This is a genomic window from Pseudomonas cremoris, from assembly GCF_014230465.1.
In genome coordinates, this window is sequence record NZ_JAAXCY010000003.1 from 1 (window position 1) to 15,437 (window position 15,437).

Annotated in this window: 17 protein-coding genes; 10 read left to right on the forward strand and 7 right to left on the reverse strand. The window is 59.5% G+C overall.

The genetic code is table 11. The features are described 5' to 3' along the window. Positions 1-496, reverse strand: a 496-nt coding sequence (locus tag HF257_RS06675; RefSeq protein ID WP_269835760.1) for a contractile injection system protein, VgrG/Pvc8 family, incomplete at its 3' end; no start/stop codon positions are given. Between the two features lie 251 nt (positions 497-747). Here HF257_RS06675 and HF257_RS06680 point away from each other — a divergent pair. The 5 genes from HF257_RS06680 to moaE all read left to right on the forward strand — a co-directional run bounded on the left by HF257_RS06680 (position 748) and on the right by moaE (position 4,961). Continuing rightward, the gene (locus HF257_RS06680; protein ID WP_185707833.1) at positions 748-1,872 is read left to right on the forward strand and encodes a polysaccharide deacetylase family protein; all 1,125 of its coding nucleotides are present in this window, start codon (positions 748-750) and stop codon (positions 1,870-1,872) included. A 347-nt stretch (positions 1,873-2,219) separates the two neighbouring features. After that, positions 2,220-3,614 carry a PhoH family protein gene (locus tag HF257_RS06685; RefSeq protein WP_185707832.1) on the forward strand — a complete coding sequence of 465 codons (1,395 nt, stop codon included), beginning with the start codon at positions 2,220-2,222 and terminating at the stop codon, positions 3,612-3,614. 179 nt (positions 3,615-3,793) lie between these two features. Beyond that, the gene (gene moaC / locus HF257_RS06690; RefSeq protein ID WP_185707831.1) at positions 3,794-4,267 is read left to right on the forward strand and encodes a cyclic pyranopterin monophosphate synthase MoaC; all 474 of its coding nucleotides are present in this window, start codon (positions 3,794-3,796) and stop codon (positions 4,265-4,267) included. Further along, entirely contained in the window at positions 4,264-4,506 is a 243-nt protein-coding gene (moaD, locus tag HF257_RS06695; protein ID WP_185707830.1) for a molybdopterin converting factor subunit 1, read from the forward strand. Before moaC ends, moaD begins: the two co-directional genes overlap by 4 nt. 2 nt (positions 4,507-4,508) lie before the next feature. Beyond that, entirely contained in the window at positions 4,509-4,961 is a 453-nt protein-coding gene (moaE, locus tag HF257_RS06700; RefSeq protein ID WP_185707828.1) for a molybdopterin synthase catalytic subunit MoaE, read from the forward strand. A 127-nt stretch (positions 4,962-5,088) separates the two neighbouring features. Here moaE and rhlB read toward each other — a convergent pair whose 3' ends face one another. Together rhlB and HF257_RS06710 are read right to left on the reverse strand one after the other, a co-directional pair. Further along, positions 5,089-6,537 carry an ATP-dependent RNA helicase RhlB gene (rhlB, locus tag HF257_RS06705; protein ID WP_185707826.1) on the reverse strand — a complete coding sequence of 483 codons (1,449 nt, stop codon included), beginning with the start codon at positions 6,535-6,537 and terminating at the stop codon, positions 5,089-5,091. A gap of 102 nt (positions 6,538-6,639) precedes the next feature. Next, positions 6,640-7,296 carry an alpha/beta hydrolase gene (locus HF257_RS06710; protein ID WP_185707824.1) on the reverse strand — a complete coding sequence of 219 codons (657 nt, stop codon included), beginning with the start codon at positions 7,294-7,296 and terminating at the stop codon, positions 6,640-6,642. A 347-nt stretch (positions 7,297-7,643) separates the two neighbouring features. Here HF257_RS06710 and HF257_RS06715 point away from each other — a divergent pair, with 347 nt between their 5' ends. The 4 genes from HF257_RS06715 to HF257_RS06730 all read left to right on the forward strand — a co-directional run bounded on the left by HF257_RS06715 (position 7,644) and on the right by HF257_RS06730 (position 11,813). Next, the gene (locus HF257_RS06715; RefSeq protein WP_185707822.1) at positions 7,644-8,675 is read left to right on the forward strand and encodes an amino acid ABC transporter substrate-binding protein; all 1,032 of its coding nucleotides are present in this window, start codon (positions 7,644-7,646) and stop codon (positions 8,673-8,675) included. Between the two features lie 72 nt (positions 8,676-8,747). Next, entirely contained in the window at positions 8,748-9,929 is a 1,182-nt protein-coding gene (locus HF257_RS06720; RefSeq protein WP_185707820.1) for an amino acid ABC transporter permease, read from the forward strand. Positions 9,930-9,939: 10 nt separating this feature from the next. Next, on the forward strand, positions 9,940-11,037 hold the full coding sequence (locus HF257_RS06725) for an amino acid ABC transporter permease (RefSeq protein WP_185707818.1): 1,098 nt from the start codon (positions 9,940-9,942) through the stop codon (positions 11,035-11,037). 11 nt (positions 11,038-11,048) lie between these two features. Continuing rightward, positions 11,049-11,813 (forward strand): amino acid ABC transporter ATP-binding protein, encoded by a 765-nt coding sequence (locus tag HF257_RS06730; protein ID WP_003171943.1) that lies wholly within the window; start codon positions 11,049-11,051, stop codon positions 11,811-11,813. Between the two features lie 61 nt (positions 11,814-11,874). Here HF257_RS06730 and HF257_RS06735 read toward each other — a convergent pair whose 3' ends face one another. Beyond that, the gene (locus tag HF257_RS06735) at positions 11,875-12,363 is read right to left on the reverse strand and encodes a type II toxin-antitoxin system MqsA family antitoxin (protein ID WP_185707816.1); all 489 of its coding nucleotides are present in this window, start codon (positions 12,361-12,363) and stop codon (positions 11,875-11,877) included. Beyond that, complete coding sequence (locus tag HF257_RS06740; protein ID WP_185707814.1) at positions 12,360-12,671, reverse strand: type II toxin-antitoxin system MqsR family toxin; 312 nt, start codon at positions 12,669-12,671, stop codon at positions 12,360-12,362. The genes HF257_RS06735 and HF257_RS06740 overlap by 4 nt, the downstream gene beginning before the upstream one ends. A gap of 176 nt (positions 12,672-12,847) precedes the next feature. Here HF257_RS06740 and HF257_RS06745 point away from each other — a divergent pair, with 176 nt between their 5' ends. Then, positions 12,848-14,101: a CynX/NimT family MFS transporter gene (locus tag HF257_RS06745; RefSeq protein WP_185707812.1), complete on the forward strand. Its 1,254-nt coding sequence runs from the start codon at positions 12,848-12,850 to the stop codon at positions 14,099-14,101. 3 nt (positions 14,102-14,104) lie between these two features. On the opposite strand, the gene HF257_RS06750 is transcribed toward HF257_RS06745, so the two are convergent. Both HF257_RS06750 and HF257_RS06755 read right to left on the reverse strand, forming a co-directional pair. Then, positions 14,105-14,737, reverse strand: coding sequence for a DUF1120 domain-containing protein (locus tag HF257_RS06750; RefSeq protein ID WP_185707810.1), 633 nt, complete (start codon positions 14,735-14,737; stop codon positions 14,105-14,107). A gap of 79 nt (positions 14,738-14,816) precedes the next feature. Continuing rightward, entirely contained in the window at positions 14,817-15,437 is a 621-nt protein-coding gene (locus tag HF257_RS06755; protein WP_185707808.1) for a DUF1120 domain-containing protein, read from the reverse strand.

Below are 15,437 nucleotides of genomic sequence, written 5' to 3' on the forward strand. Positions count from 1 at the left end.
GCAGGCCTTCTTCGGCGGCGAGGCGGGCGATGAAGTCGAGGTCGGTTTCGCCGGCCTGTACGCAGTATTCGCGGGGTTGGTGCTCGAAGCAGATCTCGCTGCGGATGTCGGTCAGCTTTTGCTCGGCGAGCATGCTGGTGATGATGTCGGGCACGGTTTGGCCCTGGAAGATGCGCCAGTTGGAGCGCAGGTCGAAACGTTTCAGGGTCGGTTCAACTATGGCGGTGTAGCGGGTGCGGCGAAAGCCGGTGTCACCTTGCTGGAACAGGCTGACCAGACCGTGGACGTAGCGTACCGGGGTGTCATCGCGCCAGATGGTGAACACTGCCGCCAGGTCGAGCATGCGGTAGAAGTCGATCGCCGGGTGATGGCTGACCAGTTCCAGTTCAAGTTTGAATGGCTGGGATAGGCCCTCTTCCAGGGTGAACGAAACCACTTCGAAGGGATCGCCCCGTAGCGGTTTGAAGGTGTAACGCAGGTCGCTTTGACGGGGCATGGGGCTTCCTCTTCTCTCGACGCGGCTAGCGCGGTCCATCCATGTGGGGGACGCGATCTTAGGAAGCGCTAAGCAAGCCCTTCAATAGCTTGGAGGGAATCCAGAGGTCTCTTACCCGTGTGGGTGCATTGGATGTCGGACGTTTCTGTGTTTTTCCAGAAGAAGGGCGCTCAAGTCGGACCTAGCCTATTTCCATGCTGGCCAATGTGATCGGCTATAGTGGCCGACGACTCTGGAGAGGAAGACCTTGCGTGCGAATAGCGCTTTTATTGTCGGCATTCCTGCTATGCCTGAATGCCCAGGCTGCGCCGGCGGATGTGGCCAGCCTGGACCGCGGTACATGGCCTGAAAAGCTCAGCAGCCCGGCGCTGTTCGATGTGGCCTCGCGTGCGGAGATCCTGATGTTTGCCCACAGCCTGTTGGCCAGCGAATCTCAGGATGAAACGGCGCTCAAGCAGCGCCTGGGCTTGAAGATCATCAACCAGGCGTCCATCGACGACCTGCGTCGCCAACTCTGGCAGCGCCTGTTGGAGAACTACACCTTCGCCCAGCAGAGCTGCGAGGAAGACGCGTCGTTCTGCTACCTGGTGGAAAACATGGACGACCTGCGCGAGCAAGCCGGCAAGTTTGAGGTCAGTGAAAACTCCTTCTATATAGGCTGGGCCGGCCCCAGTCACGCCTTCCACGAGCGCTATCTGGACGAACTGCTGCGCAAAGCCGCGCTGTTTCCGCAGATCAGCAGCGAAATTGCGCGTTTTGGCGACCATGAGCGCAATGGCGATGAATTCAACGACCGAATGTTCCTGCTGACCTTTGATGGCGGCCCGGCACCCGTCAGCGGCAATACCGACTGGCTTGCCGACTACCTGCGCAAGCAGAAGATGAACGCCACGTTCTTCATCCTCGGCAGCAGCCTGCAAAACCGAATTGAGCGCAGCTCAGCCAGCGATGTGCAGGCGCTGTACCAAGGCCAGTGCGTCGGCACTCAGGGCTGGCAATACCGTTCCCATAGCCATTGGGTGGAGTGGCAAAGCTCTATCACCCGTACGGCTTCGTTGGCGCAGAACCTGATGCCGGAAAACTACGTACCGCTATTCCGTCCGCCTTACGGGCAGCGTCGTGCAGACAGCCAAGGGTTTTTCCAGGGCCAAGGCCTGCAGGTGGCGTTGTGGGACATCGACTCGCAGGATGATCCGGGCAAACTCAAGGCTGATGAGTCGGCGCAGCGGGTACTGACGCTGATGATGCTGTGGCGCAAAGGGGTGATTGTGTTTCACGACACCCAGGACAAGGCGCGGGTTGCTTTGCCCATGTTGTTGCAGTCAACGGCGCAAAGTGGGTTGGGTTGGCAGGACTGCCGGGAAGCCTTTCGTTAAAAAGACGAAGTGCCCGGCCCTGTTGGGGCTGAGGACTTTTTTGGGGGGGGTTATGCGACAAATCGATGCAGGCGGACTTCCGACTTTAACGGGGTGGCTGGCACTCGGCTAGTGCTATTCGTCATCCTGAAAAATAAACTTCAAAAAAGCGTCAAAGTGCTTTTTCCTGTCACATGTTTTGCGGTATTACGAAGTCAGATCGCCGAAACCTGCAACACAGGTGGCGTCTTCCAAGACTCCTCATGTGGGCATGCACTTGACGTCCCTCAGGTGCATTCGGTGGTCGAATCGAGGCGCAGCACTGTCGTGGTATTGCGTCGACTGGCTCCCACAAAAGGTGACCGAGTATGGATGATCATGGACGCACCCCTTCTTCCGACCAGCCAATCCTTTATGTGCTTGATACCAACGTACTGATTCACGATCCAAACGCTCTGCTCAACTTCGAAGAACACCACGTCGCCATCCCGATGATCGTGCTGGAGGAGCTCGATAAGCTTAAAAGCGGGCACCACAGCGTTGCCGCCGAATGTCGCCAGGCCATCCGCCTGATCGACAAGACGCTGGGCGAAGCGTCGCCGGAAGATGTCGAACTCGGCGTGCCGATCCAGCGTGGTAAAAGCGGGCCCAAGGGCTTGCTGTCGATCCTGATGAGCAAACGCAGCGAGCCCAACAGCCTGCTGCCGGAAAACCTCAACGACAACAAAATCATCAACCAATTGATCGACCTGCACGCGCGCGACAAGGACCTGCGCCTGGTGCTGGTGACCAAAGACATCAACATGCGCCTCAAGGCCCGTGCGTGTGGGATCGCGGCCGAGGACTACAGCACCGACCAACTGGTCGACGACGTGTCGATGCTGTCCCGTGGTTATCACATGATTACCGGCTCGTTCTGGGACCGCGTCAGCAAGGTCGAAACCCGTCAGGACCATGGCCGTACCTGGCACCAGGTGCAGCTGATCGAAAACCTGCCGGCCGTGCATATCAATGAGTTTATCGTCGACGAACAGGGCTTCGTGGGCTGGATCAAAGAGATCCAGGTCGACAAGCTGCTGATTCTCGACCTGCATCAGGAACCCCTGTTGCACCAGGAAGCCTGGGGCCTGAAACCGCGTGACATCTACCAGAGCCTGGCGCTGTATGCGCTGCTTGATCCGGACATTCACTTGGTCAACCTGACGGGCGCAGCCGGTTCCGGTAAAACCATTCTCGCCCTGGCCGCCGCCATCGAGCAGACCATGGTGACCAAGCGCTATCGCCGCATCATCGCCACCCGCAGCGTGCAGGGCCTGGACCAGGAAATCGGTTTCCTGCCCGGCACCGAGGCGGAAAAAATGGAGCCGTGGCTGGGGGCGATCACCGACAACCTCGAAGCCTTGCACATGGATGACGAAAACACCCATGGCAGCGTCGACTACATCCTCAGCAAAGTGCCGTTGCAGTTCAAATCCCTCAACTACATCCGGGGTCGCAGCTTCCAGCAGAGCCTGATTTTGATCGATGAATGCCAGAACCTCACGCCGCACCAGATGAAAACCATCATCACCCGTGCCGGCGCCGGTTCCAAAGTGGTGTGCCTGGGCAACCTGGCACAGATCGACACCCCTTACCTATCCGCGACCAGCTCCGGGCTCACCTACCTGACGGAACGCTTCAAAGACTTCCCGAACGGCGTGCACATTGCGCTGCAAGGGGTTCCACGTTCGATTCTGGCTGAATACGCCGAATCCCATCTGTAAACGCGGTCGGTAGGGAGCTGGCTTTTTGTGGGAGCTGGCTTGCCTGCGATAGCATCACCGCGGTGTAGCTGATACACCGCGGTGCCTGCATCGCAGGCAAGCCAGCTCCCACACGAGCCAGCTCCCACATTTATTGTGTGTTGGGTTTACAATCGGTGCTCCTGATCAGGAGTAACCCCGTGCTGACTCATCTCGATTCCCAAGGTCGCGCCCACATGGTCGACGTCACCGACAAAGCCGTGACGTTCCGTGAAGCCGTGGCCGAAGCGCGCGTGCGCATGCTGCCCGAGACCCTGCAAATGATTGTCGACGGCGCCCATCCCAAGGGCGACGTATTTGCCGTGGCCCGCATTGCCGGGATCCAGGCTGCCAAGAAAACCAGTGACCTTATTCCCCTGTGCCACCCGCTGATGCTCACTGGCGTCAAGGTCGAGCTCAGCGCAGACGGTGTGGACGCCGTGCACATCCTGGCGCGCTGCAAGCTCTCCGGGCAGACCGGCGTGGAGATGGAAGCCCTCACCGCCGCCAGCGTCGCGGCCCTGACGATCTACGACATGTGCAAGGCGGTGGATCGCGGCATGACCATTGAAAGTATTCGCCTGCTGGAAAAGCTTGGCGGTAAAAGCGGGCATTTCAAGGCGGAGCAGGCATGAGCATCAACGTATTGTTTTTTGCGCGTTACAGCGAGGCGGTGGGCTGGGACTCTCTGGAGGTCGAAGGCGACTTCGCCACGGTTGACGACCTGCGCAAGACCTTGGCAGCCGACCCGGGGTTTGAAGTGCTCAACGAAACCAGTCTGATGTGCGCGCGCAACCAGGAGCTGTGCAACCTCGATGAACCGTTGCAAGCCGGTGATGAAGTCGCGTTCTTCCCACCCGTGACCGGGGGCTGAACATGGCCATTCGGGTGCAGGCCCAGGCGTTTGATCCGGGTGCCGAGGTCAACGCGATGCACGCGGCCAACGTAGGCGTGGGGGCGGTGGTCAGTTTTGTTGGCTACGTGCGCGACTTCAACGACGGCCTGGATGTGGCGGGGATGTTCCTGGAGCATTACCCCGGCATGACCGAAAAGGCCCTGGCTAAGATTGTCGTCGAAGCTGAACAACGCTGGCCGCTGCTTAAGCTGGAAGTGCTACATCGTATCGGTGCGCTGGAGCCGGGAGAGCCGATTGTGTTTGTCGGGGCCGCCAGTGCTCATCGCCAGGCCGCATTTGATGCCTGTGCGTTTGTGATGGATTACCTGAAGACGCGCGCGCCGTTCTGGAAGAAAGAGAACACCAGTGAGGGGCCGCGTTGGGTGGAAGGGCGTAGCAGCGACCACGCCGCCGCGGATCGCTGGAAGTCTTAGGCCAAGCACAAAACCAAATGTGGGAGCGGGCTTGCTCGCGAATGCGGTGTATCAGTGATGAATGTATCAACTGACACTCCGCATTCGCGAGCAAGCCCGCTCCCACAGTTTTAATCGCATTTCAGTTTTACGGGCGTTTGCGCTCTACAGGGCGCAACAGGTGCGTCGGTGGCGTTTCGCAGCTGATCTTGCGACCCAGCAGCGCCTCGATCGACGGTAACTGATACGAATCATCTTCCCCGGCAAAGCTGATCGACACACCCGCAGCCCCGGCACGCCCTGTACGACCAATGCGGTGTACATAGTCGTCCGGCACTTCCGGCAGGGTGAAGTTGATCACATGGCTGATGCCGTCAATGTGAATGCCACGGCCCGCAACGTCAGTGGCCACCAACACGCGAATCTTGCCTTCGCGGAAGCCTTCCAGCGTCTTGATGCGCTTGTGTTGCGGCACATCACCGGACAGTTGCGCAGCGTTCACGCCATCGCGCACTAGGCGCTCTTCGATGCGGCGCACTTCGTCCTTGCGGTTGGCGAACACCATCACGCGCTCCCAACCGTTGTCGTTGACCAGGTTGTAGAGCAGCTTGTACTTGTCGGCACCAGCCACGGCGTATATGTGCTGCTCGACGTTTTCGCTGGCGACGTTTTCCGCTTCGATCTCAACGATGGACGGGTCGGTGGTCCACTGCTTGGCGAGGTTCATCACGTCTTCAGTGAAGGTGGCGGAGAACAGCAGGGTCTGGCGTTCGGATTTCGGTGGGGTCTGGCGAATGATCTGGCGCACTTGCGGGATAAAGCCCATGTCGAGCATGCGGTCGGCTTCGTCCAGCACCATCACTTCGACCATGTCCAGGTGCACGTCGCCGCGCTGGTTGAAGTCCAGCAGGCGACCTGGTGTGGCCACCAGGATGTCGCAGTGACGGGCTTCGAGGTGCTTGAGTTGCTTGTCGAAATCCATGCCACCGACAAACGTCATGACGTTGAGGCCGGTGTACTTGGTCAGGTCGGCGGCGTCCTTGGCGATCTGCACCACCAGCTCACGGGTCGGGGCGATGATCAGCGCGCGCGGCTCGCCCATGTAGCGTTCTTTAGGCGGCGGCGTCTGCAGCAACTGGGTGATGATCGAGATCAGGAACGCAGCGGTCTTGCCAGTACCGGTCTGGGCGCGACCGATGGCGTCTTTGCCCGCCAGGGTGAAGCCCAGCACCTGCGCCTGGATCGGCGTGCAGTACGGGAAGCCCAGGTCCTGGATGGCGTGCATCAGTTCCGGAGCCAGTTTGAAGTCGTGGAAGCGGGTCTTGCCTTCCTGGGGCTCGACGACGAAGTCTTCGAGTTTCCATGGGATCACGGGCGGCTTTGGCGCGCGCTCACGGCGAGGCTTGGGAGCCGGTGCGGCGTCTTTTACCGGTTCAGGCGGTGTCACCGTAGGCGTTTTGGGCTGGGCGACAGGCGCAGTCCGGTCGGGCTGTTTACCGTCATTGCGGCTGCCGGCAGTCGGGGCAGGAGCAGCGGGAACAGGCGCGAGCGGCTCGGCCTCGCTTTTGCCGAACATCTTCTTGAGTGCTTCGAGCACGGTGATCTCATTAATTGGTTAAGGAATGTACGCCGGCCAGTGTAATGCAAGAATCGGGCGCGGCGTAGTGTGTCTGTCATACGGCTACATTAATGCAGGGTCTCAGCCCAGGCGTGCGGTCAACCAAGTGCCGATATCGCGGATCTCCTCGGGTAACACTTCGTGGCCCATTGGGTATTCCTGCCATGTCACGGTGACACCACGGGTCTTCAAGTGCTCGTAGGCGCTGCGGCCCATGGCGTTCTGCACCACATCGTCGTACTGGCCGTGCAGGCATAGGGCCGGAATGCGTTGCTGGCTGGCGGACAATTCCAGCTCGTCACCAAAGGTGGGCGCATACGTGGAGAGGGCGATCACGCCACCCAACGGACCTTCCCAATTCAGATACGCGGTGTGGAAAACCACGGCTCCACCTTGGGAGAAACCTGCGAGGAAAATTCGCGAAGCGTCTATTCCGGTTCTCTTCTGCGCTTCGATCAAATCCGTGACCATCTTCGCCGAAACTTCCAGCTCCTCCAGGCTGATCGAACGGGCCGGACTCATGGCCTTGATGTCGTACCAACTGGGCATCTCGTAGCCGCCGTTAATGGTCACCGGACGAGTCGGCGCCTGGGGCAAAACAAAGCGGGTGGTCAGCAAGCTTTCTTGCAGGGCTTCGGCCACCGGCAGGAAGTCGTAGCGATCGGCACCCAGGCCATGCAACCAGATTACGCAGGCGTCTGCGGGCTTGGCGGGCTGAAGAATCAAGGGGTCGGTCATGTCTGCTCCATAAATGTGCGGGCGCTCCGATTCAGTGCGACGGAACGGTGCGCGACGGGTTGATCTGTTAAGAGAATGTCGCAAGGTTGAATCTTTTCCTATTGACCATGGGCTGAAACGACTCAGCCATCACTCTGGTACGGGCCTTGCTATGTGTTGAACGATGTCAGAACTATCGCTTGGGACGGTAACACTATCAGTGACTGCCGCTTATGGGATAGCAGCTGGAATTACTGCGAAAGCCTCATGCTGCTTGACCCTAAAAAAAGCCAACACGGGTCGATATCGCCTCATAAGGGTGCGCTGAGGTTCGAGCTCCGACACAACAAGAGCAACTGGAGGTTTGAATGAAGGTATTGAAATCCACCCTGGCCATCGTGACTGCGGCGGCTGTACTGGGTGTCAGCGGTTTCGCCCAAGCCGGCGCCACCCTGGATGCCGTGCAGAAGAAAGGCTTTGTGCAATGTGGCGTGAGTGACGGCCTGCCGGGTTTCTCGGTACCGGATGCCAGCGGCAAGATCCTGGGGATCGACGCTGACGTGTGCCGCGCTGTAGCTGCTGCCGTTTTCGGCGACGCAACCAAGGTCAAATTCAGCCAGTTGAACGCCAAGGAGCGTTTCACCGCGCTTCAATCGGGCGAAGTCGACATCCTGTCCCGTAACACCACCATGACCAGCTCCCGCGACGCCGGCATGGGCCTGAAATTCCCAGGCTTCATTACCTACTATGACGGTATTGGCTTCCTGGTAAACAACAAGCTGGGCGTGAAAAGTGCCAAGGAACTGGACGGTGCAACCATCTGCATCCAGGCTGGTACCACTACCGAGCTGAACGTTTCCGACTACTTCCGCGCCAACAACCTCAAGTACACCCCGATCACCTTCGACACCTCCGACGAAAGCGCCAAGTCGCTGGAGTCCGGTCGTTGCGACGTGCTGACCTCCGACAAGTCCCAACTGTTCGCCCAGCGCAGCAAGCTGGCCTCGCCGAAGGACTACGTGGTTCTGCCGGAAACCATTTCCAAGGAGCCCCTGGGCCCGGTCGTGCGTAACGGCGACGACGAGTGGCTGGCCATCGTGCGCTGGGTGGGCTACGCCATGCTCAACGCTGAAGAAGCCGGTATCACGTCGAAGAACGTAGAAGCTGAAGCCAAGTCCACCAAGAACCCGGACGTCGCCCGTCTGCTGGGTGCTGATGGCGAATACGGCAAAGACCTGAAAGTGAAGAAAGACTGGGTCGTACAGATCGTCAAGCAAGTCGGTAACTACGGTGAAATGTTCGAGCGCAACCTGGGCAAGAGCACCCCGCTGGAAATCGACCGTGGCCTGAACGCGCTGTGGAACAACGGCGGCATTCAATACGCACCACCTGTGCGCTGATCGCTGATGGTTCTGTCACCCGGTGGGCCAACCGCCGGGTGATGTTCTGTTCCATTCTTTCCGGGGCACTTCATGCAAAATCAAATCGGCGCACCAAAGCAGAAGCTCAGCTTCAGCGATCCCAAAGTGCGTGCGTGGCTCTTCCAGATCATCACGATTGTGGCGGTGGTCTCGCTGGGCTGGTACCTCTTCGACAATACCCAGACCAACCTTCAACACCGGGGCATTACCTCGGGTTTCGACTTTCTTGAACGCAGTGCCGGCTTCGGCATCGCGCAGCATTTGATCGATTACACCGAGTCGGACAGCTATGCCCGCGTCTTTGTGATCGGCCTGCTCAACACCTTGCTGGTCACCGTGATTGGCGTGATCCTGGCGACCCTGCTGGGTTTCATCATCGGCGTGGCCCGTTTGTCGCCTAACTGGATGATCAACAAGCTGGCGACCGTGTACGTGGAAGTGTTCCGCAACATTCCGCCGCTGCTGCAAATCCTGTTCTGGTATTTCGCGGTGTTCCTGACCATGCCGGGGCCGCGCAACAGCCATAACTTCGGCGATACCTTCTTTGTCAGCAGCCGTGGCCTGAACATGCCGGCAGCGATTGCCGCTGATGGGTTCTGGCCGTTTGTGGTCAGCATTGTGGTGGCCATCGTGGCAATCGTGCTGATGGCGCGTTGGGCCAACAAACGCTTCGAAGCAACCGGTGTCCCGTTCCATAAATTCTGGACCGGCCTTGCGCTGTTCATTGTGATCCCGGCGTTGTGCGCCTTGATCTTCGGTGCACCGCTGCACTGGGAAATGCCGAAGCTGCAAGGCTTCAACTTTGTCGGCGGCTGGGTATTGATCCCTGAGCTGCTGGCGCTGACCCTGGCGCTTACCGTCTACACGGCAGCGTTTATTGCCGAGATCGTGCGTTCGGGCATCAAGTCCGTCAGTCACGGCCAGACCGAAGCCGCACGCTCCCTGGGCCTGCGCCCTGGGCCGACGCTGCGCAAGGTCATCATCCCGCAAGCCCTGCGGGTGATCATTCCGCCGCTGACCAGCCAATACCTGAACCTGGCGAAAAACTCGTCGCTGGCCGCTGGTATCGGTTACCCGGAAATGGTTTCGCTGTTTGCCGGCACGGTGCTTAACCAGACCGGCCAGGCCATCGAGGTTATTGCCATCACCATGAGCGTGTACCTGGCGATCAGCATCAGCATTTCCCTGCTGATGAACTGGTACAACAAGCGCATTGCGCTGATCGAGCGGTGAGGAAACACGCATGAGTACGCATACTTTCAAACCTGATATGCCGCCGCCGAGCAAAGTCTTCGGCCCGGTGGCATGGATGCGCGCCAACCTGTTTTCCAGTTGGCTCAACACCCTGCTGACGTTGTTCGCGTTTTACCTGGTGTACCTGGTGGTGCCGCCGATCCTGCATTGGGCGATCCTGGACGCCAACTGGGTTGGCACCACGCGCGCCGATTGCACCAAGGAAGGCGCCTGCTGGGTGTTTATCCAGCAGCGTTTCGGGCAGTTCATGTACGGCTACTACCCCGGCGACCTGCGCTGGCGCGTGGACCTGACCGTGTGGCTGGCCATTGTGGGCGTGGCGCCGTTGTTCATCTCGCGCTTCCAGCGCAAGGCGGTCTACGGCCTGGGCTTTCTGGTGCTGTACCCGATCATTGCCTACTTCTTGCTGCACGGAGGGATCTTCGGCCTGACCAACGTGGCAACCAGCCAATGGGGCGGCTTGATGCTGACCCTGGTGATCGCCACCGTCGGTATCGCCGGCGCCTTGCCGTTGGGCATTGTGTTGGCACTGGGGCGGCGCTCGAACATGCCGGCGATTCGGGTCATTTGCGTGACCTTCATCGAGTTCTGGCGTGGCGTGCCGTTGATCACCGTGCTGTTCATGTCCTCGGTGATGTTGCCGTTGTTCCTGCCCGAAGGCATGGGCATCGACAAATTGCTGCGCGCCTTGATCGGCGTGATCCTGTTCCAGTCGGCCTATGTGGCTGAGGTGGTGCGTGGTGGCTTACAGGCGATTCCCAAGGGCCAGTACGAAGCGGCTGCCGCGATGGGTTTGGGTTACTGGCGTAGCATGGGCCTGGTGATTCTGCCGCAAGCCTTGAAGCTGGTGATCCCCGGTATCGTCAACACGTTTATCGCGCTGTTCAAGGACACCAGCCTGGTGATCATCATCGGCCTGTTCGACCTGCTCAACAGCGTCAAGCAAGCCGCCGCCGACCCTAAATGGTTGGGCATGGCCACCGAAGGCTACGTGTTCGCGGCCCTGGTGTTCTGGATTTTCTGTTTTGGTATGTCGCGCTATTCCATTCATTTGGAACACAAGCTCGACACAGGCCACAAGCGTTAGGAGTTGATGTTATGAGCGAAGCGATCAAACAGCCTGTGAGCCCTGAAGGCATTATCCAGATGCAGGGCGTCAACAAGTGGTACGGCCAGTTCCACGTGTTGAAAGACATCAACCTCAACGTCAAGCAGGGCGAGCGTATCGTGCTGTGCGGCCCGTCGGGTTCAGGCAAGTCCACCACCATCCGTTGCCTCAACCGCCTGGAAGAACACCAGCAAGGCCGCATCGTGGTGGATGGCGTGGAACTGACCAACGACCTCAAGCAGATCGAAGCGATCCGCCGTGAAGTCGGCATGGTGTTCCAGCACTTCAACCTGTTCCCGCACCTGACCATCCTGCAGAACTGCACGCTGGCGCCGATGTGGGTACGCAAGATGCCTAAGCGCAAGGCCGAAGAAATCGCCATGCATTACCTGGAACGCGTGCGCATTCCGGAGCAGGCCCACAAGTTTCCGGGGCAGCTGTCTGGCGGCCAGCAGCAGCGTGTGGCGATTGCCCGTGCGTTGTGCATGAAGCCGAAAATCATGCTGTTCGACGAGCCGACCTCGGCACTCGACCCGGAAATGGTGAAAGAGGTGCTCGACACCATGATCGGCCTGGCCGAAGACGGCATGACCATGCTGTGCGTAACCCACGAAATGGGCTTTGCGCGCACCGTGGCCAACCGCGTGATCTTCATGGACAAGGGCGAGATCGTCGAACAGGCGGCGCCGAACGACTTCTTCGACAACCCGCAGAATGACCGGACCAAGTTGTTCTTGAGCCAGATTTTGCATTGATCGATGGGTAAATAAATGAACCCGGCCTGGTGCCGGGTTTATTTTTGCCCGCTGGTTTTTGTCAGGAGGCTTGTGCTGCTGGCGATAGCGCATCTTTCGCGATGAGCAGTCGGTTCAGGTCTTCCCCGACATTGAGGGCCTCTATCTCCGCCAGCAGGTGAGGGTGCTTATCGAGCAGGCGCATCAATGTGAGCAACGGCTCCGGCGGAAAGATTTCAGCCCGTTCGTAGCGAGAAAATGCGTTGTGCCCGCGGACGGTCAAAAGCCTCACCGCGTCTTTCTGTGTCAGGTGCAGCTTGCGGCGGATGCGCTTCATTTCAGCGGCGATGATTTTTCGCGCGTCGATCAACAGCAGATCGGAAGCCTTGCAATAGCGTTCTGCACTGTCGTCGTCGTGATCAAACTCAACTTCATGACAGACCTCGCATTCCCAACCTGCAATGTCCGGAATATCCCGGATCATTCCCCGCGTGTTGATCCTGAAGGTGCGACCTTCAAAATGTTGCATTGCGTCATGGGTTCCGCAGCTCATGCATTGCTGGGTTCTCATAGGGTTTTCTCCTTGAAGGAGATTACGGGAGGGCCACCGCCCGGGCGGTAAGTGACCTTGATGTAAATCTCCGTGCCGTAGATCTTGATCAGGTAGACGTCCTGCCATACCCAGTGGTCTGTGTAGGTCGTCATTGATTTGTACAACATCCGATGCTCAAGCGCGCAGACCACGTGTTGCATCTGGTCAGGGCTCAGCTCCATTGCTCGGGCATCTTGCCGTGCGGTGGCAGTGAATGCCCGGTAACCCAAGCGGACGACCTCTTTTTTTACCAAGGCCAAATCGTAATGAGGTGTGTACTTTTCCATAAGACACCTGAGTTCAATAATTACCCTCTAAGGGTGATTTTACCAATCGAAAATACAGCTCCTTTTTCTGCCTAAAAAACCTAGTGCGTTGCTCTTGTAGGCATGTCCGAATAGGCTGTGGGACTTTTCAACCAGTGATCAGGGCAAACGCCCATCCCTCTGCCGGCAGTTGATCAATGACCTCTGAAACCAAACTTGAAGAACTGCTGATCGACGCAGAAGCCGATGACGAGGTGGTGCAACACCGCCCGCCGCGGGTCAGCCGCCCGTGGTTGTTGATCATGGGACTGGTCCTGGTGGCGATGAACCTGCGTCCGGCGCTGTCGAGCCTGTCGCCGTTGCTCAACGAGGTGTCGGCCACTTTGGGACTGTCGGCGGCCAAGGCCGGTTTGCTGACCACCTTGCCGGTGTTGTGCCTGGGCCTGTTCGCGCCGTTGGCGCCGATCCTGGCGCGGCGCTTTGGCGCTGAGCGGGTGGTGCTGGGAATTTTGTTGACGCTGGCCGCGGGTATCATCCTGCGCAGCTCATTCGGTGAAGTCGGGTTGTTCGTCGGCAGCCTGATCGCGGGCGCGAGCATCGGCATCATCGGTGTGTTGCTGCCCGGCATCGTCAAGCGTGATTTCGCCAGGCAGGCCGGGACGATGACCGGCGTGTACACCATGGCGCTGTGCCTGGGCGCAGCGCTGGCGGCGGGCGCGACGGTGCCGCTGAGTCACTATTTCGGTGGCAGCTGGAACCTGGGCCTGGGCTTCTGGATTCTGCCCGCGCTGGTCGCTGCGTTGTTCTGGCTGCCCCAGGTCGGACAGAAACACGGCGCCCATCAGGTCGCCTATCGGGTCAAGGGCTTGCTGCGCGATCCGTTGGCCTGGCAAGTCACCCTGTACATGGGCCTGCAATCGTCCCTGGCCTACATCGTGTTCGGCTGGGTACCGTCGATCCTGATCAGCCGTGGGCTGAGTGCGACCGAAGCCGGTTTGCTGCTGTCCGGTTCGATCATCGTGCAATTGCTCAGCGCACTGACCGCGCCATGGCTGGCCACGCGCGGCAAGGACCAACGCCTGGCCATCGTAGTGGTGATGTTGCTCACCCTTGGCGGGCTCTTCGGCTGCCTGTTCGCGCCGCTTGAAGGCTTGTGGGGCTGGGCGATCCTGCTGGGATTGGGCCAGGGCGGTACGTTCAGCCTGGCGCTGACCCTGATCGTGCTGCGCTCGCGCGACTCCCACGTGGCCGCCAACCTGTCGGGCATGGCCCAGGGCATCGGTTACACGCTGGCCTCCATGGGCCCGTTGGCCGTAGGAGTGTTGCACGACTGGACCGGTGGCTGGGGTGCCACCGGCTGGGTGTTCGGCGTGATCGGCCTGGGCGCGATAGTCGCCGGCTGGGGGGCCGGGCGGGCCGCTTATGTTGCAGTCGTCAGCGAAAAGGTGTGAGGCCTAGAGGTAAAACACTTCTGCCGTCATCGCGCCGTCGATGGGCTGCTCTTCGGTCAGCGTCAAGGTCACAGCGGCGCCGATGTAGCCGCGGACCAACAGGTCACTGCTCAGTGTCTGGATAGGGACCGGCGCCACCGCACCACTGGCGTTGTTGCCGAACGCTGCCAGGTCAGAGGCGAACCACCACAGGTTGCCGTCCGTGGGGGCTTGCCAAGTGGCGCCGCCATCGCTGGACCCGATCGGCGTCAACGCCCGGCCGTCGGCGCTGGCGTTGTTCAAGATCGTGTAGTAACCACCGACCTTCTCCGTGCCGTTGATAATGCCCAGGCCGAAACTGCGTGCTTCGTAGGTGGTGCCTGGGCGATTGTCGATCCCTTTGAGCGCAAACAGGGTGGCGGCCTCGCAATTGACAGCCAGTTGCAGTTTCACGTAAGGCAGGGGAGTGATGGTGTTGAGGTTCAGGTCCCGTGCGGCGACTTTGCCATAGTCGACTTCGCCGCCATGACTCAGGGTCGGTGTGCATGCGCTGGGGACGATCAGGCCGTTGACGGCCAGGTTGACCGTCGATGCTGCCTCGGCGCCTGTGGCGCTTGCCAGCAATGCGCTGATCAAAAGGTTACGCGGGGTGCTCAAGGTATTGCTCCTGCTCGCAGTGATGATTCCCGTGAACGCAAGGCAGGCCACGAATGGACTGCCCTGCACTCAGCTTTCGTTACAGGTACCTGACGGTCAGTGTGACCGATCCGTCGATAGGGGCTTCGTTGGTCAAGGTCAGGTTTTTTGCGGGCGCGATGACTGGACTGATCTTCAGGGCAGCGGTGAGTCTTTGCAGCGGTAGCGGGGCCAATGTGGTCGCATCCGCGACTGAAAGCAGGCCGTCGTCCATAAACGAACTCTCCCGGCCCCAGGTTGCGCCATTGTCTTGTGAGCCGATCGCTCTGACATTCACGCCGTCGGCGATGGGGCCCGACATGTACAGCATGGCGTATCCCAGTTTTTCACTGCCATTGATCAGGCCCAGACCGAAATTGTAGTAATCGAGGCTGGACTCCGTGCCTTCACGGTTGTCCTGGGCGGCGATGGCAAGCAGCGTTGCCGCTTCGCAAGTCACGCTCATCTCCAGGGACATCCCAGTCAGATAGGTGGGCAGGTCTGGCCGCAGGTCCTTGGCGGCAATCTTGCCAAAATCCGCCACGCCACCATTGGACAGGGCCGGCGTGCAGGCACTGGGGGTAATCGACCCTCTGATACTCACGTCGACACTCGACGCGGCGACAGCATGGCCGGCGCTTGCCAGCAATGCGGTGAGCAGAAGGTTACGGGTGATGCTCAT